Below are 23,806 nucleotides of genomic sequence, written 5' to 3' on the forward strand. Positions count from 1 at the left end.
TCTCAATTCCTGGGATCCCTGACCAGCAGCCGTCCACAATCCAAGAGAATTTCAAATACCCTCTAGGCTGACATTGAGAAAGCGGGCGATCTCGGCTGCTTGGTTTTCGATCTCCGTCAGGGAAGGGGGCTGGCCAACGCCGGTGAGGGGGATGTCGCCGCGTCCTTTCACCCGCAAGTAGATAACTCGGCGGGGGTTGAAGCCTTCTCGCAGCTCCACCCGCAGGCTTTGCACCTCGGCAAAGTCGTATTCCAGCCGCACCTCGCGGTTTTTGCCCGGAAAGCCCTGCCGCACCAGCGTTATCTTCTGGGTGCGGCGGTCGAACTCGTTGTAGCCGCCCCCCAGGTTCCAGTACAGGCTCAGCCATTGATACAGCCCCGCCAGGGATCCGAGCACACCGTAAAAGAGCATGGCAATGCCCTGGGGAATGAACACCAGGCTGGCGGGATCGGAAAAGGGAAGCAAGTTGCGGTGGAAATAGCTGGAAAGACCGGCCAGGGTAAAGCCCAGCCCACCCCCTGTCAGCGCCACCGCCCAAAAGTAGACGCTGGGCCGCCGCGACCCAATCACGGTGTAGCGCAGCAGCTCTTCAGAGCGAATTTCGGGAACAGTCGCAGACACAGACGGGATCCCTGTCGATTTTCCTGGCTTCTCCCATTTTATTTAATTGCAAACTAGAGCGAGACACTTCCCAAGCGCTCCGCGCCGCTCGACCCTCACCCCAAGCCCCTCTCCCAAGGGGAGAGGGGAGTTGGGGATAGTAGCGCGTTCGCGACAGCGTTGCGTAGCAATAACGACGTAGAGAGCGGCAACAGATCCTTTCCCGCCTTCTACAACAAGAGTCGCGGGGATCCTGGCTCCCCCTTGAGCGGTTGGATCTTTGCAATGAGCGCCAGCGCTTTAGACCTCTCTGCTCCCGCAGCTTGGGATCCGTCTAATTCAGGGTTGAGGCTGGCGCGGCGTAACGATTTCCCCTGCCCCTGGAGCAACTGCTGGGATCCTGAGTGGTGGGGATGGCTCAGGGTTGCTAGCAGCGCCGGGAGAGGGTTCGCCCTCAGGGGTGGGAGCGGGGGAAGGGGTCGGGTCTGGTTCGGCAGCAGGGGGAGAAGGCTCAAGATCGAGGGGCTTGGCTGCGGGAGTTGCGGTTGGCAAGGCAGCTTCTTGAGCCGTCCGCTCTCCAAAGGCCGACAGGGCAATTGCCGCTTCCCCGCGGCTGACCGGCTCAAAGGGGTTAAAGGTGCGGATGGGGCCGAAGGTGCGCAACACGGTGGAAGCATTCTCCAGGCCGCGATCCGCCACCAGGGGGGCAATCGCCTCCTCAGGGATCTGCGCCGCATCGGTAAAGCCCCAACGCTCCTCCAGCTCTAATCGGGATCCCTTGATTTGGCCGGGAGGCAAATCCAGAGGTGCCTTCATGCGGATCAGCTCTGCCCGCGACAGCAGGCTGTTGGGGCGAAACTCGCGGTTGGTATCGCCGCTAACGATGCCGGCAGCTCCCAGGGCCTGGATGTAGCGAAAGTTGGGATCCTCCTCCGGCACATCCAAAAAGAGGGGGCGCTCGCTGGCGGATCCCAAACGGATTTGGCGGCTGGGCTGGTCGGCGTGAATGGCGTTGTTGGCCAGCACCAACCAGCGGGCAAATTCGCCGCGACGAACGCTGCGCTGCGGCTGAAACTCACTGCCAACAACATCGGCAAAGACCCCCAGCCGATCCAAATCAGAGACAGCACGGGCCACCAGGGATCCGGGCTCCAGATCCGCAAAGCGGCTGCTGACCTGGCTGGGCGGAGGCGTGAAGGAAGCAGGGGGAGTCGCAGGAGCAGAGGGGACAGAGGTAGAGGAGGAGCGGGATCCCGGCAGAGGCGTGGGCGTCTCCGGTTGGTCTCCAGAGGGGAAGGTAGGCAGGCTCACCGGTCGCACCGCTCGTTGCAGCCGTTCTCCCCACTCGGTTCCCTGACAGGCCGACAACAGCCCCAGCAGCAGGACAAAACCAGCGGCCCTGAGCCAGGTGCCAGCTGGAGGCGGCGATCGCCTAGACTGCTTGAACCGATTGAGCTGATGCTGCAATGCTTTCTCCCCCTCTACTGAGCCCATTTGCGGCTGAACTCCTCCAGCACATCCAGTAAGTTCAGCAGGCTTTGCATGGGCAGCAGATCCGCCAGAGGCAGCTCTTTGCGCCCGCCCCCCACTTTCACCGGGATCCCTTGCAGGATCTCTGTAACGGCATTCTCATCCACCTTGCCTGCCATCACCTGGGGGGCCAGTTGTTCTGCCAAGAGGATGTGCAGGTGGGCATCCCGCAGGTAGAGGTGCCACCGGGCCACATCGATGTAAACTTCCTCGCCAATGGCAGCGGCCAATTGCTCGATCTCTGGGTTGCTGGGCACTTGGGCCATTGCTCAGCTCCGTCAGTGGTTGCCCTCTGCCGATCATAACCTGCTCCCACCTCAAGGAGAGCTGGCGGCAGAGCGGCCCGGTAGAGGCAGGGCAAAGTTCTCCTGCAACTGCCGCAGCAGCAACAGGTGCTCCAGCGCCAGGCGATCCCGTTCTGTGCGCAACTGGCTCAGTTGGGCCTGAATTTGACGGATATCGGCCTCGTCAGAGTCCCAGTCTTGCAACAGGCGGTAGAGGCGCTCTTGTTGGTTGGCAATCTGCCGGTTCAGGCGGGCCAGGCGGCGGTTGAACTCCCTATCCATTGCTTCTGCCAGCTCGGGATCCGGCAGCAGGGCCAGGTGATCCCAGTGGATGCCCAAGTCGGCCAAGGTTGGTGAGGGTGGATCCAACTCCTTAAGGAGGGGGAAATCGGGAAAAGGCGATAGCTCTATCCCGGGAGAGGTCGGTTGGTTTTGGGCGGGGGTGGGAGTGAGACGGGATCCCGGTGAGGGCAGGTTGGTGGGCTCCAGGGCATTGGGATAGGGACGTGAGTCCTGCGGCGCTGCAAAATGGCTGCCACTGGGGTCAGCCTGGGCCGGCAGGGATCCCAGACTGCATAGCCAAAGGCAAACCGCCAGACCGCAAGCTCTGCGAACGGCTTTTTCCACCCTCTACTCCTCAGTCTTTCTCAAGCCTGCTCAGCATCATTCCCAGTCCCCCTCGGCTTCGAGGTTCGGCGTTGTCTCAAACAAAATCGAGTAGGCATCTTGTTTTTGCCCCGGCTCGAACAGGTAGCGCTGAGCAACGCGAGCAGAGGCAGGCACGATGGCCACCCGCACCGGCGGATTTTCTAGCGATACCAAGGGCTGAGGATGCGACCAACGCCATCCCGCCCAGCCGGCTCCCGCCAAGGCCACCACAGCGGCTGCCACCCGTCCCCAAGGGGTGCCCCTGCGCCACCGCCAGCCCAGATCGAGCGCCGGCCTTTGGTCCAGCTCCTCGAACACGTGGCTGATCAGCAGCTCCGTCTGGATGGGATCCAAAGTTGGGGCCTTGAGATTGGCCAAACCGGCCTGCAAGGCTGCCAGTTGGCTGTACAGTTGCCGCGCTTGGGGATCGCTGGCCAGCCAGTCTTCCACCTGCCGCGCCTCTTGGGGCGACAATTCCCCATCCAGGTAGGCGCTCAACTGTTCAAAGCGCTCCTCCACCAGCGGCATCTCCTGCTGGGAATCCCTGGGATCGGGGTTGCGGTTGCCGCGAACCATGGTCATTCACCGTTGAGGTAGGGTTTTAGGGTGGATTGTAAGCGGGCGCGGGCGCGGGCAATGCGAGACTTAACGGTGCCCAAAGACACGCCTGTGATCTCAGCAATTTCCTCGTAGGCCATCCCCTGAATTTCCCGCAGCAGGATTGTCTGGCGAAAAACCTGAGGCAGGTCGCGGACGGCCTGGTGCAACTGCTCGTAAAACTCGCAGGTGGTGAGGTGCTCATGGGGGCTGGGGCTCTCGCTGGGCAGCTCCCATTCCATCTCACTGTCTCGCATTGCAATCGGCGCATCCAAAGAAAGAGGCTGCTGCTGCCGCTTGCGCCTGCGCAGCTCGTCATAGAACAGGTTGGTGGCAATCCGCCCCAACCAACTGCGAAATTTCGCCGGCTCCTGCAGCCGCTTTAGGTGGCGGTAGGCCCGGATCCAGACTTCCTGGGCCAGGTCGTGCCGGTCGGGCCAGTCCGGGGCGAGGTGGTAGAGCACCTTGTCCACATGGGCCTGGTGACGACGCATCAGCTCAGCAAAGGCCTCGCGGTGGGGCTGGGATCCCTGCTGACAGAGCAGCACCAGATCCCCATCAGCGAGCTTTTCGGGCCGCGCAGGCACGTTCTTCACCGAGACCGACCAGCGCTGGCCAGTGATGTCGCTGAGGGCAGCATCCATAGGCATCCATAGGTTATTGAACGACGGAGGGATCCCCTCCCAAGCAGAACCTCTGTTTCCTGACGCAACGGGGGAAGTTAGGTTCCCTCTCCCGATCTTGGCTCAAGGGGGCAGGGCGGTGCGAGAACCCTTTGCAGGATAGCCCTTGAGCCGGCGGCTGGGCTACAGTGGGCTTGCGGTACGGTCAACCTCCCTCCGGCATGACTCCTGATGTCTCTGCTGCCCTCCTCTCCGAGCTCAAGGTGGTGCCGACGCTGGCCCAACTCTCGGCAGCGTCCTTGCAATGGCTGGGATCCCAGGTGAAGCTGCGGGATATTGCGGCAGGACAAGCGCTCTTGATGCAGGATGCCTGGGGCAGTGTGGTTTATCTGATCCTCTCTGGCTGGGCCAAAGTGCGGCGGCCTGTGCGGATCGGCACAACAGAAGGGATACAAAGCAGCACCCAAACCTTGGCTTTGCTCGGGCCGGGCGCTTGGGTGGGGGAAATGGCGGTACTGGACGAGGCCCCCCGCTCGCGGGATGTGCTGGCCCTGACCCCGGTGCGGGCGGCCGGGATCCCGGCGGCAACTTTCAAGGCGCTGATGCTGCAGGAGCCGCACCTGTGTTACCAGCTAGCCCGCAGCCTCTCCCGCCGCCTACGCCTGGCCAATTTGCAGGCCGATCTGGATCGACAAAGCCCCCCGCTGCGGGTGGTACATGCGCTGGTGCAACTGGCAGAGGCCTTTGGCGAGAAGACCGCCCAGGGAATGCGCATTGTTTACCCTCCCCTCCAGGATTTGGCCGATATCAGCCAGGTCAGCCGAGAGGCAGCGGCGGCGGTGCTGGGCCGTCTGCAGCAGCAGGGGGTGATTCAGGTGTTGCCGGAGCAACAGTCTCTGCTGCTGGTGCAGTACGCCAAACTGGTAGAGGCCAGCCGTCTGCTTTAGGTGCTGTCAGATCCTGCTTTGGAGACTGCCCATGCGCCCTCAGCCCATCCCGCCCCGGCCCGGACAAGAATCCGTCTGGGACTACCCGCGCCCGCCCCGCTTGGAGCCCACCGCTGAGCGGGTGGAAGTTCTCTTCAACGGCGAGCTCATCGCCCACAGCTGCCGCTGCTACCGTATCCTGGAAACCAGCCACCCGCCCACCTACTACATTCCCCCCAGCGACGTGCGGCTGGAGTATCTCCGCCCCAGCGCCCGCACCTCCTTCTGCGAGTTCAAAGGAACTGCCCGCTACTGGACGATCCAGGTCGGCTCCCAAGTGGCCGTGGATGCCGCCTGGAGCTATTCGGATCCCAGCCCAGAGTTTTGGCCCATCCGCGACTACCTTGCTTTTTATGCGGGCCGCGTGCAGGAGTGCCGGGTGGATGGAGAGCGAGTTCGGCCCCAGCCGGGAGATTTCTACGGCGGCTGGATTACCTCCAAGGTCGTAGGCCCCTTCAAGGGGGAGCCGGGGAGCTGGGACTGGTAGGTTCTAAGCAAGAGGGGATCCCTTTTGCTGAGGAAAAGACTACAGTTAAGTCGAGGCGGGTTCAGGGATCCAACGCGATTAGGAGAGCCGACAACAGCCATGACGGTGCGAGTGCCCCTCGACTACTACCGAGTTTTGATGCTGTCGCCACGGGCGGACGAGCATCAGATCGAGCAGGCCTACCGGGAGCGGCTCGATCCCAAACCGGGCGAGCGCTCTTGGCTGCTGGGGTTTTCGCCGCAGGCCGTGGCAGCTCGCGCTCAGCTTATCCAAGAGGCAGCCTCGGTGTTGCTTAACCCAGAGGCGCGACGAAACTACGACGAACACCTCATGCCGGCGGATCCCACCCTGACGGTGGAAGAGACCCTCTTGCCAGGCGTGCTGTGTTTGTATTGCGAAGCCGGAGACTACCAAGCGGCTTTGGATTTGGCTCAACAGATGTTGGAGCAGGGCCACCCTGCCCGTTCCGATGCCATTTTGGCGCGGGCCATCGCCCGTCTGGAGCTGGGCCGGGAAGCCTGGCAGCAGGGATCCTACGAAGAGGCGGCGCGTTCTTTGCAGGCGGGCCTGGCCGAGCTGGAGGAGTACCAGGCCTTTCCGCAGATGCAAGCAGAGTTCCGCCTTGATCTGGGCAAGCTGCGCCCTTACCGCATTTTGCAACTCCTCAGCCACGAGGCCAATGTTTTCTCCCGAACTGGCCAAGAGGCTGCCGATGCGAACGGGGAGCGACAGCAGGGACTGGCTCTCCTCAAAGCCATGCTGGACGAACGGGGCGGCATCGAGGGGATGGGTCAAGATGGCTCTGGCCTCAGCACCGAGGATTTCCTGCGCTTCATCCAGCGGGTACGTCGCCACCTCACCCTCAAAGAACAGCAGGAGTTGTTTGAGCGGGAGGCTGAGCGTCCCTCGATGGTGGCCGCCTACTTGGCCGTGCAGGTATTGCTGGCAGCAGGGTATCTGGAAAATCGTCCGGCCCTGGTGCGGCGTGCCCGCGGTTACCTGGTTCGCTTGGCGCAACGACAGGATGTGCATCTGGAGCAGGCCATCTGCAGTCTCTTGCTGGGACAAACCGAAGAGGCGCTCGAACATCTGCGCTCCACCCAAGAAGCAGAGGCCTTGCAGTTTATCGAAGAACACTCCGCCGGCTCCCCCGACCATCTGCCGGGTCTGTGCCGCTTCACAGAAAGGTGGTTTCAAGAGGAGGTGTTCCCAGAGTTTCGTGGCCTGGAAACTGCCCAAGCGACTTTGCAAGCCTACTTCGACAACCCCCAAGTCCAAGCCTACCTGGACGAGATGCCCAGCCGCGAAGACCCGCCGGCAGGGATGCTATCTCCGCGAGCCCCCTATCCCCCCCCTCATTTGCCGGCTATGGTGGGTGGCCCGCGACTGCTTGAGCAGACTCAAGAATGGCCTCGCCCACCCTCCCCCTTGCAAGGGGGAGGAACCATGCCCGAACCCCCGCGCCTCTCGGATTTGCCCTCTTACCGGGGCACCCCTAGGCCGGGTGTCTCTGCCCTTGCGGATCCCGCCAGCGGGACGGAGTCCTTTGAGGGGCTCCCTGCTCAGAACCCAGGTTTGCAGGATGGGGAACGTTACCGCCGCAGCCGCCTGGGATCCCGCCGTGGCCGGAGTGAGCGCCCTGCCCTTCCCGCCGGCATTCGTTTGGCCGGGGTGGTTGGTGTCGGCATCCTCTCCCTGCTGATCATCTGGCAAATGCTGCGGGGCCTGTTCACGCCACCGCCGGCGCCACCGCTGGAGCAGCCCCAGGTGCAAGTTGAGCAGCCGCCGGTTGCCCTCAGCCGTCCTGATCAGGCAGAGCCCACTCCTGAACCTGAGCCCACCGGCCCTCTGGCCGAGTGGCAAGGAGTCCAACAGGTGCGGGTGATCTCCAACGATGGCATCAACATCCGCCAGCAGCCCAGCCTGAGGGGAGCCATTGTCGGGACAGCCCCCCGCCAAGCTCTGCTGCGGGTGGTAGAAGTGCAAGCCGGCGAAGGACAGGTGCCCGTCTGGTTGCGCGTCGAGCGAGATGGGGCTCCGGGGGGATGGGTCGCTGCCCAATCCGGCTCAACCCGTTTGGTGGAACGGCCCTGAGCTGTCGGCTTTTGCTCTCTTGTTCAGGGGTTCGGCGGCCTATCAGCCCTTTGAGATGGGCAGGGGCGTGAAGATGTGTCCTTCTTGCAGGCTGCCGAAGCTGTGGCAGCGCTCGGATCCCCAGCGAAAGCCGTAGAGGGCGATGTAGGCGCACATCAGGGCATCGATTTGGTCTTCGTAGTTTTTGAGTTGGCGGCCCCTAAGGGATCCCACCTCCACCTGGAGCAGGGTTTCGTGGCCGCGCAGGGCAGGGTCGGCGTTGGTCAGGGAGCGCAGGTGCTGCCGGTAAAGTTGCCAAGCTTGTTCCCGTTCCGGCCAACTGCGTCGAGGGCGGGCCTTGTATTTCAGGGTGCGGCGGAGGCCGAAGAGGCTCACCATGGCGCTGTGGGGGAAGACTTCGGTGATCTGGCGGGCCAAGGATCCCCGCTCGATGCTGGCCTGCTCCCGAAAGCCATGGCGGGAGAGGGCTTGCACCAGAGCTTCCCCTCGCACTTGGCCGTTTTTTTCTAAGAGCCGGCGGTTGGCCGGGTGGGCGCCGGCGGCGTAGGCGCGAAATACTCGGTTCAACTCGGCTTCGGCCCGCCGCTGGCCGCTGAGGTTGGGGACGCGCAAGGGGGCGTCCACCGCCACCAGGCAGGGATCCCCTCCGGCTTGGGCTTGGATGTAGTCCACAATTTCCGGGTCGGTCTGCAGGATGCGACTGTCCAGCAGGCGGCCCGTCAGGTTCTGGGCTTTGGCATCCCCCATTTCGACCTGCAACGTCGCCACCCCAGAGGGGTTGCGGTTTGACCAGGCCAGGTCTAGGCCAATACAGATTAACCGAGCCATACCGCTTTCCCCTTTTCCACACGCTCGATCGAGGATTCCCTCACCCCCAGCCCCTCTCCCTCAGGGAGAGGGGAGTAGGGTTCCCTCGCTGTTCGACTGCCAGTAGCGCCCTCGCACGGCCTCTGTCCAATTTGGAACCGTCCTCTAACATCCACCTCAAAACCTAAGAAGGGATCCCGCTAAGGGGGATCCCGAAAGATCTATTCAAGGCAGTTGACTACAGACTGGCGAGGTAACAAGGTTTCTGCAGCAAGCGAGAACCCGTCTTGCCCTCACCGAACGATTAGTAGTCGTAGTCATTCATGCCGCTGCTGCTGCCTGCCGGCGTGTTGGTTTTGGGCTCCGGCTTGTCCACCACAATCGCTTCGGTGGTGAGCACCATGCTGGCAATCGAGGCGGCGTTTTGCAGGGCAGAGCGAGTGACTTTGGCCGGGTCAACGATACCCGCTTCAAACATGTCCACATAGGCGTCGTTCTGGGCATCGTAACCCACCGTGAAGGGTTTCTCTTTCACCCGCTCCAGCACGATCGAGCCGTTCTGACCAGCATTCTCGGCAATGCGGCGCAGCGGAGCGCCCAGCGCACGGGCAACCAGGTTGGCCCCCACCAGTTCATCGCCGGACAGGTTGGCCTGCGCCCACTCGGTGACCACCGGCATCAGGTGCGCCAGGGTAGTGCCGCCGCCCGGGACGATCCCTTCTTCCACCGCCGCTTTGGTGGCGTTGATGGCGTCCTCCAGGCGCAGCTTGCGATCCTTCATCTCGGTTTCGGTGGCCGCGCCCACTTTGATCACCGCCACACCGCCGGAGAGCTTGGCCAGGCGCTCCTGCAGTTTTTCTTTGTCGTAGGTGGAATCGGTTTCTTCAATTTGGCGACGGATTTGCTCGCAGCGGGCTTTGACGGCCGCTTCGTTGCCTTCCGCCACGATGGTAGTGTGGTCTTTGGTTACCGTGACGCGACGGGCCGAGCCGAAGGAGTCGAGACGGGCGTTCTCCAGCTTCAGGCCGCGTTCTTCGCTGATGACCTCACCGCCGGTGAGGATGGCGATGTCTTCCAGCATGGCCTTGCGGCGATCCCCAAAGCCAGGCGCTTTCACCGCTACCACGCTCAGCACGCCCCGCAGCTTGTTTACCACCAGGGTGGCCAGGGCTTCTTTCTCGATGTCTTCGGCGATGATCAGCAACGGACGACCGGCGCGGGCCACTTGCTCCAGAACCGGCACCAGGTCTTGCACCAGGGTGATTTTCTTATCGGTAATCAGGATGTAGGGGTTTTCCAGAACCGCCTCCATCCGCTCCGTGTCGGTGACGAAGTAGGGAGAGATGTAGCCTTTGTCAAAGCGCATCCCCTCCGTCACTTCCAGCTCGGTGGTCATGGACTTGCCTTCTTCCAGGGAGATCACCCCTTCGCGGCCCACTTTGTCCATGGCCTCGGCAATCATGCGGCCCACTTCCTCATCGTTGCCGGCGGAAATGGACGCTACTTGGGCAATGGCTTTGGAGTCTTCCACTGGGCGGGCATGTTCGGCAATTTTGTCCACTAGGAACTTCACCGCCTTGTCAATGCCGCGCTTGAGGGCAATCGGGTTGGCGCCGGCGGCTACGTTTTTCAGCCCTTCTTTAACCATGGCATGGGCCAAGACGGTGGCGGTGGTGGTGCCGTCACCAGCCGTGTCGTTGGTCTTGGAAGCCGCCTGACGGATCAGGGAGACGCCGGTGTTTTCAATGTGGTCTTCCAGCTCGATTTCTTTGGCGATGGTTACACCATCGTTGATGATTTGGGGCGCGCCAAATTTTTTCTCCAGTACAACGTTGCGCCCTTTGGGGCCAAGAGTAACGGCTACTGCTTCTGCCAATACATCCATGCCGTGCTCAAGGGCGCGACGAGCGTCTTCGCTGAAAATGATCGATTTGGCCATAGTTAACCTCTGACGTACAAACGCCGGTAAGGGTGAAACGAAGACTCAACGGCTCGACTGCTGAATTGCAGTTGAGTTGCTACCGAAGCACTGATGAATTACTGAACAATGGCGAGAATGTCCCGCTCGGCCAGCAGCACATATTCATCGCTGCCCAGCTTCACTTCTGTGCCGGCGTACTTGGAGTAGAGCACTTTATCGCCGGCCTTCAGTTCCATCGGGATCAACTTGCCCTCGTCATTGCGCTTGCCGGGGCCGACAGCGACCACCTCCCCCACTTGGGGTTTTTCTTTGGCGGTATCGGGCAAAAAGATGCCACCCGCCGTTTTTTCGTCCTGCTGGGCAATTTTGACCAGCACGCGGTCGCCCAGCGGCTTCAGGGTAGAGACGTTGAGAGCTACTGCAGCCATGACAATTTTCCTCCGTGATCCGAAAGCACGAAGCTGAAGGGTTTAACCTATGAGTCGAGACCTTAAGCTTGTGCAAATCGAGGTTTTAGCACTCTCGACTTACGAGTGCTAGTTTATCAGCCAACTTTCTGGCCTGACAATAGCCCCTGTGGGCGGGATCCCGCTTTTGGGCAGGTACGGTTGGGTACGGATCTCTCTACTTCTGGGCCTGTTGTGGGATCATGGCCTGAGGGGGGTGGAGCAAGCAGGTGCGGATCCCGTTTTTTCAAGTAGATGCCTTTACAGCGGTGCCTTTTGGGGGCAACCCGGCGGCGGTGTGTTTGCTGCCCCAGGAGCTGCCGGCAGCTTTGATGCAGGCGATTGCGGCGGAGAACAATTTGTCGGAGACGGCTTTTTTGCTGCCCCAGGGATCCCTGGGCGCTGTTCCCCACTATGGGCTGCGCTGGTTTACTCCGACGACGGAAGTGGATCTCTGTGGCCATGCCACCTTGGCCGGTGCCTATGTGCTCTTGACCGAGGTGCACCCGGAAGCTCAGGAGGTGGCCTTTTCCACCCGCAGTGGCCGGTTGTCGGTGCGGCGGCAGGGGGAGCGGCTGGCGATGGATTTTCCCGCCCAGGCTCCCCAGCCCTGGCCGGAAGCGCAAGAGCAGGTGGCAGCGGCTTTGGGGATCCCACCTGTAGATCTGTGCCGCGGAGGCATGGGTATGGCGGTGCTGGCTTCGGCCCAGCAGGTGCAGCAGGTGCAGCCGGATTGGGCCCAGGTTCAGGCGCTCCCCGTTTCTGGCTTGATCGTCACCGCCTCTGGGGAGGATCTGAAGGATGGGCCGGATTTCGTCTGCCGCGTTTTCGCCCCCCAGTTGGGGATCGTGGAGGATCCGGTGACGGGATCTGCCCAGTGTCTTTTGATGCCCTATTGGTCGAGGCGCCTGGGCCGGGCTGAGCTCAAAGCCCGCCAGCTCTCGACGCGGGGAGGCGAGCTGTGGTGCCGCGATCTCGGCCCTCGTGTGGAGATTGCCGGCCAAGCGGTGTTGGTGATTGTGGGAGAGCTGCGGATCCCCTAGAAAAAAGCACCCCGGCTGGTTCCGGGGTGGTGGAAAAAGTATGGGAACGGTTGGGCTAGCCCAAAAGTTCTGCCGCCTGAATGAGTTCCACTTGCTTTTTCTTGAGCACCAGCAGGAGCTGGGTGATGGCCACCGCTGCCAGGAAGGCCACCAGCCATTTCACCCGATCCGGGCTTTGCAACACCAGATCCCGCTCTGCTTGGCCAAAGCCGCCCACGTTGGGGTTGTTGGTGACCGGATCCCCCTCTTGGACGCTGTCGCCCACGTTAACCACCAACTCCGGCCCCGGCGGCACTACCAAGTTTTGGATCCCGTTTTCGGTCTCGAAACTGAGCACCCGCGTGCCCGGCAACTCGTATTCGGGCGGCACCAGGGCGGCCAGCTCAGCTGGCAGGTCGCTGAGATCCGACTCGACGGTGGCAATGCTGGCCAGGCGACCGGTGGCGGGAGCGCGGAAGACGTTGTTGTTGCTGAGGCTGCCGTCGGGGTTGATCTGGCCACGACCGCGGTTGGCGCCGACATAGACCCGATATTTCATGAAGGCCACCGAGGGATCCTCTTTCGGGTCAGGCGCTACCACCGGGAAGACGATTTCCTGGTGTTGCTCGCCGGGCAAAGGGCCCACCAGAAGGATGTTGGGCTTCTCGTCGCTGTAGGGGGTGATGTAGGTCTCGGCGGTTTCCTGCCGCTGTTCCTCGGTCATCTCCTCTTCGGTAGCCAAACGGAAGCCCTCCGGCAACACCACCACAGCACCCACATTCAGCCCGCCTTTGCTGCCATCCCCCAGCACCTGCTGTTTGCTCAGGTCATAAGGGATCCCGACCTTGATGGTGAACACCTGGCCAGGGGTAACCGCCTGCGGCACTTCGGCACGGGCGGGCATGGCGTTCAGGTGGCAGTTGGCGCAGACAATTTTTCCGGTGGCCTCGCGGGGGTTGTCGTAGGCCATCTGGGCGTAATAAGGGTAGGCTGCCGCCGGACGGGATCCCATCCCCAGCAACAGCAGCAGCGCACACACGGCTAAGCAAATTCGCTTCATAAGTCCAGCTCAGAATGGATTGCAATCACAGTTTTGGAACACAATTGGGGAAGAGCGATCTCGATCATTCGCCCCACCTCGCTCGGCAGAAGCTGACCTAACCACAAGCGGCTCACCTCGCCATCGGGATCCTGACTCACCGTTTTAAAAGGACTCCATCCCGCTGGCACGACCGGGAATTCAGTTAACCTCAGTTAACAGTTGAACCCAATTGCCGCCGTAGAGCTGTCGGGATCCCTTGCTCCTTCAGCTAGGCCTCGCGGAAATCGGGGCCTTGCCAGGGGCTGAAGCGAACGTTGTCGCCATCCACTGTGGCGCTCACCAGCTCCAGCGAGCGGGGAGCCGGCCCCCGGATCACCTTGCCGTTGGCCGCGTACTGGGATCCGTGGCAAGGGCACTTAAACAAGTTTTCTCCCACATTCCAGGGCACCACACAGCCGAGGTGGGTGCAAACAGCATTGAGGCCGTAATTGGCCACCGCCCCGTTGTCGATCACGATATAGGTGGGATCCCCCTTTAAGCCTTGGGCCAGCACCCGATCCGTGGCGGCATGGGTGGCCAACAGTTCACTGACGCTGATGGGCTTGCCGAGGGCGTCCTGAGCGATGAGGCCCTCACCCCCTCCCCCGGACGAGGGCGGAATAAAATACTTCACCACTGGGTAGAGGGCGCCCACCACCACCACTCCCACCGAGCCACTGAGCAGGGCATTCAGAAAAACCCGCCGGCTCATGGGGGGGGCTTCAAAGTTGCTAACCGCTTCCGTCATAATGGCAAATGCAGACCTGAGAAGTTTTAACGTTCGTTGACAAGCGACACCATCCTAACCGACCCCTCTGGCCAATATCGTTAAGAAATGCAACGGTGAACCCAAGGCCTTCAGCCTACCCGGCAACATTGAAGCCAGTCTCAAGCCAGTGCGATGACGGGATCCGACTTTCAAGCTTTGCTGCAAGACAAGTGGGGCTGCTCCTACGACGTGCAGTTGCGGCGTATCCAGCAAAAGGTGGTGTTGCTGGTGATGTGGCGCTACCTGGAGCAGCCCTCTTTTCCCTTGAGCGAGGCCGAGTACCTGGCCCACTTGGAGAAGGTGATGGCCCATTTACAGGCTTGGGGGGTGTGGGAAACCGTGCGCCGCGAAATCGAAGCCACCCGTCAGAGGCCTCGCATGGGCAAAGCGGTGGCCATTCCTCTAGATTTGCAAAAGGTGGGGGAGCGGGCCTCCGAGTGGTTGCTGTAAATCCTAGAGGGGACGCTGCTTGCGCACTGGTTTGGTTTCGGGGCGATCCTCCTGAGCTTCTGATTCCAGTTCCAGCAGCGTGCGGAATGCCGGCTCGTCCAGACGGTAGTCCCGCTGCTCGATCAGATCTCGGTCGGTCGAGTAAATGGTGTCGGACTCGGACACAACTTCCTGACGGCGGAAGCGGCGGGCAAAGTTGAGTTTGCGCAGCAGCGCCTCTGTGGGACGCTTCAGTTGCTCTCGCCAAAGCTGCCGGATGCGATTGCGCCGCTCCACCCCTTGATTGCGAATTTGCAAGGCCAGCCAGCGAACGGCAGGCACGGCCAAAAACAGCGTGCCGTAGAGGAAGAGGAATCCAATCAGCGGGTAGATAAACGCCAAAAAGGCGTTGCTGCCGGCGGCGGCGGCCACCTCTTCCCGCGCTCCGTAGAGAATGGCGGCCAGAAAGAAATTGAGCACCCCCAATCCCCCCGCCAGGGTCAGTTGACCAGGTGTAGCCCGGCTAAACACCCAGGGTTTCTCTTGCAACACTTCAGGGATCCCCTTGGGCTGGCGCTCTGAGGCGGCCACCTGCAGCTCCGGGAAGCGGTAGACGATATCCCCGTCGTCGCTCACCTCCGGCTGACCGTCGAACTTGAGCAAAATCGGCAGCATGTAGTCTTCATACTCCAGGGCCGGGGATCCCGGCTCCACATCCAGATAGGGCAACACCTGCTCTGCTGTGATCACCCCTCCATTGGCGCGAATCAGTTGGCCGATGAGGGCATAGCGCTCCTCCTCTAGGTTGGCATTGGGATCCCCATCCCCAAACAGGAAGCTGTACACCGCCTCCAAAAAGTTCATCTCTGCTTGTTCCTGGCGGGGGCGCGCCCGACCGGAATAGTCCCTGTAGTAGTAGGGATAGGGATCCCAGAAGGGGTTGCCAACCCAAAGGTTGGGAAAGTAGTAAAACCCTATCCCCCGCGACCGGCTGCGATTGTCCTCCTCGCGGCTACTGGCCATCTGCAGAGCAATCAAGGCCAAAACGATCAAAACAATCGACACCACCAGCAGGATGCCAAAGGAGATGCGCAGCCCATAGAGAAAGCCCCCCCACAGCTTGCGACGCAGGGCGGCAAGCCGATCCTGCTGCTCTTTGCGCTTGAGAATGCTGCGAAAATCAGGCGGGAAAACGTAGGCGATCTCCCCCTGCCGGGAAACTTGCAGATGCCCCTCCGCCTTTTGGGCCAAATTCAGCAGCTCTTGTTTGGCCTCGTGTAAAGATAGGCCCGTGCTGGAGGCAATATCTCCCAGAGTGACCCGCAGGCCCAACTGTTCTACTGCGTCCATCACCAATGTTTGGGTAGCCACTCTTAACCTCCGCTTTTCGCCGAGACGCGCCGGGGAGCCTATCGGAACCCTTGACCCCGATCCGCTCCCGCATCGATCTATTTCCAGTATCTCCCCTCAACTCCGCGGCGGCGAGGGTCGTTGTTCCTCCCGCCAGCTTTTAACTGGGATCCCCATGAGGTGCCCTGCTGTTTTCTCCACAGCTTGCCGACCTGCCGCAACCTAAGCTTGGGGGAGTCTTATGTACCCCCATCTAGGGCAGCCAGGCCATCACGGCCAGCAGGGCAGAGAGGATCCCGATTAACGCCCAGGTGAGCGGCTTTGTATCCAACGGGGGAGCGGCTTCGCGAGGATCAAGGGAATCGCCAGATTTGGGGGAAGAGCCCTTGCGCTGAGATTGCCCATAGTCCAAGCGGTACGCCGGGGGGTCAGCTTCCTCGAGCCGGCTGAGATCGGGAATTTCGCTCAACCACTCCGCCGGACGCCGCAGACGGGGAGCTTGCCAGATGCCCAAAACATAGCGAGCCTGCTGGGCAACTTCTGGATCCGGGTTGCGCAGCAGGGTTTGGGCCAACCGGATGGCCTCCTGCGTTTCGCCAAGGGCTTCTTGGGCCAGGGCCTGCCAGAGCCGTAGCTTGCCCGACTGTGGGTAGCGGCTTTGGGCCTGCTTTATCTGTTCCAGCGCCTGCCGATAGTCTCCTCGTTCGAACTTCGACTGGATCAGGGCCAGGTGCTGGGTCAATCCCAGGTTTTCGGGAAGGGCCATCTTCGGGCTCCGCAGGCTAGGTCAGCTTCTGTTCTACTCCAAACCCCACCAGCAACAGCTCCTGCAAAGGCTGACCTTGAGGGGGGCGTCGGTAGGTGAGGATCTGCCGCAGGCGCAGACGAGGATTGAGTAGGGTGATGGTATCTACGGCAACCACGCGCGTGTAGGTGGTGGTCATCACCAGTTGCAGGGATCCAGGATCGAACCGGAAAACCGCCACCATCGGGCGATCTTCCTCATAGGCCCGATCCCGCAGATAGTCTCCCTCCAGACCCAGGGAGGTTTCTTGCCGAGGGACAAACAGCATGTTCAGCTCTTGCCCGGCCTCCTCCCCCGTTTCGGAAACCGTCTCAAAAGCCAAGTGAAAGCCCAAAAAACCATCCACGTTGTGGTTGGGGTAGTTGTTGTCGGCCAGCACCTTGTGCTTCAGCTCAGGGGTGAGGGTGCGAATGGTGAACTCGGTGCGGGAGCGCTCCACCTCGCCACGGTCTAGGTAATGGTAGGTGCGCTCGGTGCGCCAAGCCCCGATGCAGCAGTTGAAAAAGTGGTGGAATTGTTGGATGGCGTTCATGCAGGCGGGAGCGGACAAAGTCAGAGATCGACGCCGGAGCCGAGAAGTGGCCCAGGCAACTCTGCTCCCGATCCTAAAACGAATCGAAAACAAACAGGAGTCCCCATCCCGAATGCCAAAGATTGAGATCTCCACAGGGTGGAGACCTGGAACGCAATCCCCTCCTAGCGGCCTTGTGCCACCGGGATCCCCTGGGGCTGCCCCAACAGCTCCAGGGCTCGCTGAAGCTGGATGTCCTCCGGCCCGGCTAGGGTTTCTGCCGTTAGGGGAACGGATCCCTCCCCCACCACCACATCCGGCTGGATCCCCTGGTGATGGATGTTATGGCCGCTGGGGGTGAGGTACTTGGCCGTCGTCACCGCCAGCCCAGAGCCATCTGCCAGCTCCAGCAGGGATTGGATCAGCCCCTTGCCAAAGGTGCGCGTTCCCACCAGTCGGGCTCGCCCACTGTCCTGAAGTGCCCCGGCCAACACTTCACTGGCACTGGCGCTGCCCTGGTTCACCAAGACCACCAGCGGCGCCTCTGTGAGCACCTCGCCGGTGGCGGGAATGCTGTCTTGAATGCCGTGGCGATCCGTCACCAGCACGATGTCGCCCTTGGGGATCCAGAAGCGGGCGATCTCGATGGCCGCCTGTAAGAGTCCCCCTGGGTTGTTGCGCAAGTCGAGAATGTAGCCCCGCACCCCCTGAGCTTCAGCGGCCCGAATGGCTTGACGAACCTGAGCGGCAGCATTGCCGTTGAACTGGCTGAGGCGAATGTAGGCCACCGTTCCCTGAGGCAGCTCAAAAAAACGGGTGCGCACGGGGTTGATGGTGATCGACTGGCGCACCAGCTCCACCTCCCAAACGCGATCCTGCCGCTTCAGCTTCAGAGTAACCGGCGTGCCGCTGCGCCCCCGCAGCCGTTCGGCCACTTCGTCTAAGCTCAGCCCTGCCACCGGCACCCCATCCACGGCCAAAATCTCGTCCTGAGGTTGAATCCCGGCCTGCTCGGCAGGAGTGCCTTCCATAGGCGCAATTACCCGCACCGAGCCCTGCTCGTCGATGGCGATCTGCAAACCGACACCGCTCAGCTCCCCGGCTGTAGAGGTCTGCAAGCTAAGGTAGTGCTCTTTGTCCAGAAAGCGGGTAAAAGGATCCCCCAGCGTCGCCAACATCTCCTCAATAGCGCGGTAGGTCTCTTGCCGATCCTTCAGGGGCCGGGAGAGAAACCGTTGCCGCACCTGCCACCAGTTTTGCCCGTTAAACCCCGGATCTACATAGGCTCGATCCACATAGGCCCAGGCCTGCGCCAGCAGTTGCTGCTCTTCTCCCCAGCGACTGGCCTGAACTGGACAGGCATCCATGCCCAAACTCGCCCAGAGCAAACACCCCAGCAGAACAATGCGGATGCCCCAGGCCAACCTTGCTCGGATCCCCCACCATCTCCGATGGAGCCCTGTGTGTCTCAGCTTCTGCACAACCATCTATCCTAAAAAAGTTAAGAAATGTGAACAAAACACAGCATTGAAAAGTCGTCTGGCCTGTCGGGATCGAGATCTGGCTCCCAAAGCTGAGCCTTGCGTCAGGATGGTGTTAAAGAATTGTGTTAGATTGCTGAGTGGAGCAGGCCTGCCCTGCCCTCAAGATCCACTTTTCAAAAACTGCAGGCATCATGAGCAAAGTTTACGACTGGCTAGACGAGCGGCTGGAGATTACGCCTTTCGTCGATGACGCAACCGGGAAATTCATTCCGCCCCACGTTAACATCTTCTACTGCCTTGGCGGCATCACGCTGGTGTGCTTCCTCATTCAGTTTGCCACCGGCTTCGCCATGACTTTTTACTACCGTCCGACGGTGGCCGAGGCCTTTGAGTCGGTCAACTACATCATGACCCAGGTCAACTTCGGCTGGCTGCTGCGCTCCATCCATCGCTGGAGCGCCTCCATGATGGTGTTGATGATGATCCTACACACCTTCCGGGTTTATCTGACAGGAGGGTTCAAGAAGCCTCGCGAGCTGACCTGGGTGACCGGTGTGATCTTGGCGGTGCTGACAGTTTCTTTTGGCGTTACCGGCTACTCCCTGCCCTGGGATCAGGTGGGCTACTGGGCAGTCAAGATCGTCTCCGGTGTGCCCAGTGCGATTCCGGTGGTGGGTGACTTGTTGGTGCAGCTTATCCGTGGCGGCGAAGCTGTCGGCCAAGCGACTCTGACTCGCTTCTACAGCTTGCATACTTTTGTGTTACCCTGGCTGGCTGCGGTCTTCATGACCATGCACTTTCTGATGATCCGCCGCCAAGGGATTTCTGGGCCTTTGTGAGCAAAGTTTGTCTCTTGGCTCCGCAAACGGTGACCCTTTAGCTTCTGGTTTTCAGGATTTTTGCAAGGAGAACTCTCATGGCTATCTCAAAGCAGGTCATAGCGACTGAGGCCATTACCCGCAAAGTTGACCTAGACAACCCCAAGGTTGTAGCCAAGCTGAAGAAAAACATGGGCCATATGACCTATGGTGAGCCTGCTTGGCCCAACGATTTGCTTTTTATGTTTCCGGTGGTGATCCTGGGTACCATCGGTCTAATCGTCGGCCTGGCGGTCATGGATCCCGCAGGGGTGGGCGAGCCGGCGGATCCCTTTGCCACACCGCTGGAAATTCTGCCGGAATGGTATCTCTACCCCGCTTTTCACATTTTGCGTATTGCTCCCAACAAGTTGTTGGGGATTGCTCTGATGTCTGCTATTCCTGTCGGTCTTTTGTTTGTGCCCTTCATCGAAAACGTCAACAAGTTCCAAAATCCGCTGCGCCGCCCGGTGGCGACGACGGTGTTTTTGATCGGCACCTTGGTTACCCTCTACCTGGGTATCGGTGCCACTTTGCCCTTGGATAAGTGGGTCACCTTGGGCTTGTTCTAGAGCTTTAGCTTGAGGGTTTGCTCATCATTATTATTGTCATAGGGTGCAGCAGGTCAGTGGCCAGGCTGCACCTTATATCATCCCTGGAGAGAGCTTTTTGGGGGAGTTCTCCACAAACCTGTGTGCCAAGGGATGGCTGAGCCCGCCGAAATGGTAGTATTTCTACGCCATTGTCTTCAGCTTGACTGCTCATGAGCGCCGCAACTGCTCGAACCTATCGGATCACGGCCCTAGCCGGCGATGGGATTGGCCCAGAAATCATGCGGGTGGGGCGGGCTGTCTTGGATGCGGTTGCTGCCCAGATGGGGTTTTCCATTCAGTGGCAGGAGGGTCTGATCGGCGGGGCGGCCTATGAGGAAACGGGGGATCCCTTGCCGCCAGAAACCCTGAAAATGGCCCAGGAGAGCGACGCCGTCTATCTGGCAGCGGTTGGCGACTTTAAGTACGACACCCTGCCTCCTGAGAAACGCCCAGAACGGGCTTTGTTGGGCTTGCGGGCCGGCCTGGGGCTCTTTGCCAACTTGCGCCCGGTGAAAGTCTTCCCCCAACTGGTGGCGGCCTCTTCCCTGAAGCCGGAGGTTATCGCGGGGATCGACCTGGTGGTGGTACGCGAGCTAACAGGGGGCATCTACTTTGGTCAACCCAAAGGGATCTTCACAGATGCCAAGGGATCCCGGCGCGGCGTGAACACCATGGTCTACAGCGAGGCCGAGGTCGATCGCATCGCTCGTGTGGCCTTCGAACTGGCGCGCAAGCGGCGGCGCAAGCTCTGCTCGGTGGACAAGGCCAATGTCCTGGAGGTATCGCAACTGTGGCGGGAGCGGGTCAATGCCATGGCGGCTGAGTACCCCGACGTGGAACTTTCCCACCTCTACATCGACAATGCTGCTATGCAGTTGGTGCGCTGGCCCAAGCAGTTCGACGTCATCCTCACCGGCAATCTCTTCGGCGATATCCTGTCCGACGAGGCGGCAATGCTGACCGGCTCTATTGGTATGCTGCCCTCGGCCTCCTTGGGATCCTCCGGCCCTGGGGTGTACGAGCCGGTACACGGGTCGGCTCCCGATATTGCCGGACAAGACAAAGCCAACCCCATTGCCCAGGTGCTCTCCGGCGCTCTGCTGCTGCGTTACTCCCTGGAACAGCCGCAAGCTGCCGACCGCATCGAACAGGCGGTAGAGGCCGTTTTGGCACAGGGTTACCGCACCCCAGATATCTATTCCGAGGGAACAACCTTAGTGGGTTGCCGGGAAATGGGAGACAAACTGGTGGCAGCTCTGTCCCAGCAGCAGGCGTCGTAGCCTTGCAAGCAAGATTGAGATGCTTTACCCCCTCCCCCAAAAGGAGAGGGGAGCTACGCCTAACCCGCCTCAGGAAGAAGGTCGATCCCCTCAGTCGTTTCAAGCGCCTCTTCCGGTCGAGAGGTTGTTTCTTGGCAGCGCTCCATAGCTTGCAAAAGCAGGGTTTCCCCTTCTTGCAAGGTTTCGATGCGACAGAGAAGGGCGCGGAATTGAGAAGCCCCCACAAAATCTTTGATGTACCAAGTCATGTGCTTGCGGGCCTGTCGGATGCCACGTTCCCCCTTACACTCCCAGAGGCCCCGCAAGTGTTCTAAAGCCATTTGAATCCGCTCCAGGGAGGTAGGAGCTGGTCTTTCTTGGCCGGTTTTCAGGAAGTAATCGATTTCCCCCACCAGGAAGGGATAGCCCATGGTGCCGCGGGAGCACATCACGCCGTCGGCGCCGGTTTCCTCCAGACACTTTACCGCCGCCGCTGGTGAGAAAATATCCCCATTGGCAATTACCGGAATGCGCAGATGCTCTTTGACACGGCGAATCCAATCCCAACGGGCTTTGCCGTTGAACCCCTGAGCCCGTGTCCGGCCATGCAAAGTCAGCAATTGCGCTCCGGCCTCCTGCAGCCGGTGGGCAAAATCCAGAATGTTGATCTCCTGATCCGACCAACCCAGGCGAGTTTTCACTGTAACAGGTACGGGCACGGCTTTGGCCACCGCTTCCACAATCCGGGCTGCCGTGTCCGGCTCCCGCAGCAGGGCAGAGCCGCCGCCGTTTTTGGTGATCTTGTTCACAGGGCAGCCCATGTTGATATCTACCAAGGTCGCCCCCTCATCCACCGCCATACGGGCTGCTTCCGCCAAAAAGTGGGGTCGGCAGTCGAACAACTGAATGCCGATGGGCTGCTCCCCCTCCCCCACTTCCATAATGCGGGGTAGCTCGCGGGCATAGTGCAACCCCGTCGCGTTCACCATTTCGGTGTAGACCAGGCTTTGCGGGGCAAAGCGGCGTACCAGCCCCCGAAACACTTTGTCTGTCACTCCCGACAGGGGCGCCTGAAAGACGCGACTAAAAATCTTCACCCCGCCAATCTCAAGGGGTTGGGCCATTCGAGCTTGCAATTGCGGCGAAAGCTGCAGGCTCATCGGGATCCGGAGAAAGCAACCAGCAACTTATCCTTCTTTATTGACAAAGTAAAGTAGGCCCATGATGCGCGCCCGTTTGATGGCGGCGGACAGCTCCCGCTGCTGCTTGGCGGTCAGGCCGGTGATGCGGCGGGGCAGGATCTTGCCTCGCTCGGTTACAAATTTCTTGAGCAGCTCAACATCGGTGTATTTGATCGGCTCTCCCGGCTTGATGGGAGACAGGCGGCGACGAGCGTAAACCATAGGTCAGGGGAACGGTAAAGCGGCTTGAACTACTTGATCTCTTTATGGACGGTGTGGCGGTTGCACTTGGGGCAGAATTTCTTCAGCTCCAAGCGGGCCGTGGTGTTACGGCGATTTTTGGTGGTGGTGTAGCGGTTCACCCCTGGAGAACGCTTATTGACGTTGGTGCGGCACTCCGTACACTCCAGGGTAATGATGATGCGAGCACCCTTTGCTTTGGCCATGACGGATCCCAAGGTGGAGGAAGTAAAAGCACTTGGGAAACCCCAACCCCAGGGGTTGAGGCTGGAGATGGGTTCACCTCGTAAGCGCGATCACCAATTATCCAACTTTTCTTTGACGGAATCAACCCAGTTTTTGACTTGCTTGCCGGTTTGCTGTCTTAGGCTGCGGGTGTTCCGATCCACGTCCTTGCTCAGGCGCTGCATCTGCTGGGAAAGATCGCGCACTGCCTCGTTGCGTTGGGCTTGGCGCAACAGCTCGCGAGCAGCGGACTTGACGTCCTCGGCGGCGTCCCCCTCCAGGATGTCCTGCAGCAACCGCAGGGCTTTTTCATCCAGGTGGTAGCCCTGCTCCGATTCCACCACCAGGGTGCGCCCGGCGCGGTCGTGGATGCTCTGGCGTTTTTCCTTGTCGAAGAAGGCGAACAGCCCATCGGCCGCCAGGGGCACCAGCAGGGCTTCCGTGAGCACAAATAGGGAGAGCACCCCCTCGCGGGCCAGGGAGCGAACCAGGTGGGGCGGTGCCTCGGTTTCGGGATCCAAGGTTTTGAGGTTCAGCAGCCATTTGCCAAGGCTTTGGCCAGCGGGGCGGGATTGGAAGTAGCCGCGGTTCACCAGCCAGGTGGCGAAGAAGGCGATGTAGCCGGTCATGTCCACGGCGCCCGCATCGGCTCCCACCAGAGAAGCCAAGCCCTGCGCCAGGTAGGAGACCCCCAGCCCCAGCCCAAAATCCAGGGCAAAGGCCCCGATCCGTTTGCCCCAGGGGGCCAGTTTGGGCAGGTTTTCCTCGGCCTGGGGCGAGCTGGCTGCTTGGGAAGCCGGTCGCTCTGCTTGTACAGGAGGCAAGGAGGTTGCCGGGGGCAAGGCGCTGAAAGCTTGCCACTCGCTGGCGTTTTGATCCAGTTGCTCGGTTTTGGGCCGCTCTGGAAATGGAGGCCGTTCAGGATAGGGTCTGGGATCCGTCATCGCAGGTTGAGGCTGTCAGTCCTATCATTCTAG

General features: G+C 60.7%; 27 protein-coding genes. 8 read left to right on the forward strand and 19 right to left on the reverse strand.

Annotation, left to right across the window (positions count from 1 at the left end; genetic code table 11):
• Positions 1-51 precede the first annotated feature (51 nt).
• The 6 genes from NW826_RS08660 to NW826_RS08685 all read right to left on the reverse strand — a co-directional run bounded on the left by NW826_RS08660 (position 52) and on the right by NW826_RS08685 (position 4,303).
• A complete protein-coding gene (locus tag NW826_RS08660) occupies positions 52-621 on the reverse strand; it encodes a photosystem I assembly protein Ycf4 (protein ID WP_414509913.1) in 570 nt (189 codons plus the stop codon).
• A gap of 318 nt (positions 622-939) precedes the next feature.
• A complete protein-coding gene (locus NW826_RS08665; RefSeq protein WP_414509914.1) occupies positions 940-1,968 on the reverse strand; it encodes an S-layer homology domain-containing protein in 1,029 nt (342 codons plus the stop codon).
• A gap of 113 nt (positions 1,969-2,081) precedes the next feature.
• On the reverse strand, positions 2,082-2,396 hold the full coding sequence (locus NW826_RS08670; RefSeq protein ID WP_414509915.1) for a DUF3181 family protein: 315 nt from the start codon (positions 2,394-2,396) through the stop codon (positions 2,082-2,084).
• A 51-nt stretch (positions 2,397-2,447) separates the two neighbouring features.
• Positions 2,448-3,041: a hypothetical protein gene (locus NW826_RS08675; protein ID WP_414347695.1), complete on the reverse strand. Its 594-nt coding sequence runs from the start codon at positions 3,039-3,041 to the stop codon at positions 2,448-2,450.
• A 36-nt stretch (positions 3,042-3,077) separates the two neighbouring features.
• A complete protein-coding gene (locus NW826_RS08680; RefSeq protein WP_414509916.1) occupies positions 3,078-3,638 on the reverse strand; it encodes an anti-sigma factor family protein in 561 nt (186 codons plus the stop codon).
• A 2-nt stretch (positions 3,639-3,640) separates the two neighbouring features.
• Positions 3,641-4,303, reverse strand: coding sequence for a sigma-70 family RNA polymerase sigma factor (locus tag NW826_RS08685; protein ID WP_414333379.1), 663 nt, complete (start codon positions 4,301-4,303; stop codon positions 3,641-3,643).
• A 200-nt stretch (positions 4,304-4,503) separates the two neighbouring features.
• Here NW826_RS08685 and NW826_RS08690 point away from each other — a divergent pair, with 200 nt between their 5' ends.
• The 3 genes from NW826_RS08690 (at position 4,504) to NW826_RS08700 (ending at position 7,849) form a co-directional block, all read left to right on the forward strand.
• Positions 4,504-5,229 (forward strand): Crp/Fnr family transcriptional regulator, encoded by a 726-nt coding sequence (locus NW826_RS08690; protein ID WP_414509917.1) that lies wholly within the window; start codon positions 4,504-4,506, stop codon positions 5,227-5,229.
• Positions 5,230-5,260: 31 nt separating this feature from the next.
• The gene (locus NW826_RS08695) at positions 5,261-5,755 is read left to right on the forward strand and encodes a DUF427 domain-containing protein (RefSeq protein WP_414333382.1); all 495 of its coding nucleotides are present in this window, start codon (positions 5,261-5,263) and stop codon (positions 5,753-5,755) included.
• A gap of 99 nt (positions 5,756-5,854) precedes the next feature.
• The gene (locus tag NW826_RS08700) at positions 5,855-7,849 is read left to right on the forward strand and encodes an SH3 domain-containing protein (RefSeq protein ID WP_414333384.1); all 1,995 of its coding nucleotides are present in this window, start codon (positions 5,855-5,857) and stop codon (positions 7,847-7,849) included.
• Between the two features lie 42 nt (positions 7,850-7,891).
• Here NW826_RS08700 and NW826_RS08705 read toward each other — a convergent pair whose 3' ends face one another.
• The 3 genes from NW826_RS08705 to groES all read right to left on the reverse strand — a co-directional run bounded on the left by NW826_RS08705 (position 7,892) and on the right by groES (position 11,005).
• Positions 7,892-8,677 carry a DUF429 domain-containing protein gene (locus NW826_RS08705; RefSeq protein ID WP_414367833.1) on the reverse strand — a complete coding sequence of 262 codons (786 nt, stop codon included), beginning with the start codon at positions 8,675-8,677 and terminating at the stop codon, positions 7,892-7,894.
• A gap of 283 nt (positions 8,678-8,960) precedes the next feature.
• Positions 8,961-10,595: a chaperonin GroEL gene (gene groL / locus NW826_RS08710; protein ID WP_414509918.1), complete on the reverse strand. Its 1,635-nt coding sequence runs from the start codon at positions 10,593-10,595 to the stop codon at positions 8,961-8,963.
• A gap of 98 nt (positions 10,596-10,693) precedes the next feature.
• The gene (gene groES, locus NW826_RS08715) at positions 10,694-11,005 is read right to left on the reverse strand and encodes a co-chaperone GroES (protein ID WP_011433225.1); all 312 of its coding nucleotides are present in this window, start codon (positions 11,003-11,005) and stop codon (positions 10,694-10,696) included.
• Positions 11,006-11,253: 248 nt separating this feature from the next.
• On the opposite strand from groES, the gene NW826_RS08720 reads away from it, so the two are divergent.
• Complete coding sequence (locus tag NW826_RS08720) at positions 11,254-12,066, forward strand: PhzF family phenazine biosynthesis protein (protein WP_414348662.1); 813 nt, start codon at positions 11,254-11,256, stop codon at positions 12,064-12,066.
• Positions 12,067-12,121: 55 nt separating this feature from the next.
• On the opposite strand, the gene NW826_RS08725 is transcribed toward NW826_RS08720, so the two are convergent.
• Positions 12,122-13,105, reverse strand: a complete 984-nt coding sequence (locus tag NW826_RS08725) for an apocytochrome f (protein ID WP_414333392.1) — start codon at positions 13,103-13,105, stop codon at positions 12,122-12,124.
• Between the two features lie 250 nt (positions 13,106-13,355).
• Complete coding sequence (locus NW826_RS08730; protein WP_414333394.1) at positions 13,356-13,874, reverse strand: cytochrome b6-f complex iron-sulfur subunit; 519 nt, start codon at positions 13,872-13,874, stop codon at positions 13,356-13,358.
• Positions 13,875-14,027: 153 nt separating this feature from the next.
• Here NW826_RS08730 and NW826_RS08735 point away from each other — a divergent pair, with 153 nt between their 5' ends.
• On the forward strand, positions 14,028-14,345 hold the full coding sequence (locus NW826_RS08735) for a DUF3067 family protein (protein ID WP_414333396.1): 318 nt from the start codon (positions 14,028-14,030) through the stop codon (positions 14,343-14,345).
• A gap of 3 nt (positions 14,346-14,348) precedes the next feature.
• Here NW826_RS08735 and NW826_RS08740 read toward each other — a convergent pair whose 3' ends face one another.
• From NW826_RS08740 to NW826_RS08755, 4 genes are all read right to left on the reverse strand, one after another.
• On the reverse strand, positions 14,349-15,695 hold the full coding sequence (locus tag NW826_RS08740) for a hypothetical protein (RefSeq protein ID WP_414348657.1): 1,347 nt from the start codon (positions 15,693-15,695) through the stop codon (positions 14,349-14,351).
• A 232-nt stretch (positions 15,696-15,927) separates the two neighbouring features.
• The gene (locus tag NW826_RS08745) at positions 15,928-16,440 is read right to left on the reverse strand and encodes a tetratricopeptide repeat protein (RefSeq protein ID WP_414333399.1); all 513 of its coding nucleotides are present in this window, start codon (positions 16,438-16,440) and stop codon (positions 15,928-15,930) included.
• A 16-nt stretch (positions 16,441-16,456) separates the two neighbouring features.
• Positions 16,457-17,011 carry a phycobiliprotein lyase gene (locus tag NW826_RS08750; RefSeq protein WP_414333401.1) on the reverse strand — a complete coding sequence of 185 codons (555 nt, stop codon included), beginning with the start codon at positions 17,009-17,011 and terminating at the stop codon, positions 16,457-16,459.
• Between the two features lie 164 nt (positions 17,012-17,175).
• On the reverse strand, positions 17,176-18,477 hold the full coding sequence (locus NW826_RS08755) for a S41 family peptidase (protein ID WP_414333403.1): 1,302 nt from the start codon (positions 18,475-18,477) through the stop codon (positions 17,176-17,178).
• Between the two features lie 188 nt (positions 18,478-18,665).
• Between NW826_RS08755 and petB the strand changes: the two genes are divergently transcribed.
• From petB to leuB, 3 genes are all read left to right on the forward strand, one after another.
• Positions 18,666-19,313 carry a cytochrome b6 gene (gene petB, locus NW826_RS08760; RefSeq protein ID WP_414509919.1) on the forward strand — a complete coding sequence of 216 codons (648 nt, stop codon included), beginning with the start codon at positions 18,666-18,668 and terminating at the stop codon, positions 19,311-19,313.
• Between the two features lie 77 nt (positions 19,314-19,390).
• The gene (petD, locus tag NW826_RS08765) at positions 19,391-19,903 is read left to right on the forward strand and encodes a cytochrome b6-f complex subunit IV (protein WP_414333407.1); all 513 of its coding nucleotides are present in this window, start codon (positions 19,391-19,393) and stop codon (positions 19,901-19,903) included.
• A 191-nt stretch (positions 19,904-20,094) separates the two neighbouring features.
• Positions 20,095-21,204, forward strand: coding sequence for a 3-isopropylmalate dehydrogenase (leuB, locus tag NW826_RS08770; protein ID WP_414333409.1), 1,110 nt, complete (start codon positions 20,095-20,097; stop codon positions 21,202-21,204).
• Between the two features lie 59 nt (positions 21,205-21,263).
• Here the strand turns inward: leuB and dusB are convergent, their stop codons facing one another.
• The 4 genes from dusB to NW826_RS08790 form a co-directional block, all read right to left on the reverse strand.
• Positions 21,264-22,343 (reverse strand): tRNA dihydrouridine synthase DusB, encoded by a 1,080-nt coding sequence (dusB, locus tag NW826_RS08775; protein ID WP_414509920.1) that lies wholly within the window; start codon positions 22,341-22,343, stop codon positions 21,264-21,266.
• Positions 22,344-22,370: 27 nt separating this feature from the next.
• Complete coding sequence (gene rpsR, locus NW826_RS08780) at positions 22,371-22,586, reverse strand: 30S ribosomal protein S18 (RefSeq protein WP_414333413.1); 216 nt, start codon at positions 22,584-22,586, stop codon at positions 22,371-22,373.
• A 29-nt stretch (positions 22,587-22,615) separates the two neighbouring features.
• Positions 22,616-22,810: a 50S ribosomal protein L33 gene (gene rpmG / locus NW826_RS08785; protein WP_011430486.1), complete on the reverse strand. Its 195-nt coding sequence runs from the start codon at positions 22,808-22,810 to the stop codon at positions 22,616-22,618.
• A 90-nt stretch (positions 22,811-22,900) separates the two neighbouring features.
• Positions 22,901-23,773, reverse strand: coding sequence for an RDD family protein (locus NW826_RS08790; RefSeq protein ID WP_414509921.1), 873 nt, complete (start codon positions 23,771-23,773; stop codon positions 22,901-22,903).
• Between the last annotated feature and the right edge of the window lie 33 nt (positions 23,774-23,806).

The sequence above is a fragment of the Synechococcus sp. OH20 genome, from assembly GCF_047502685.1.
Lineage (GTDB): Bacteria > Cyanobacteriota > Cyanobacteriia > Thermostichales > Thermostichaceae > Thermostichus.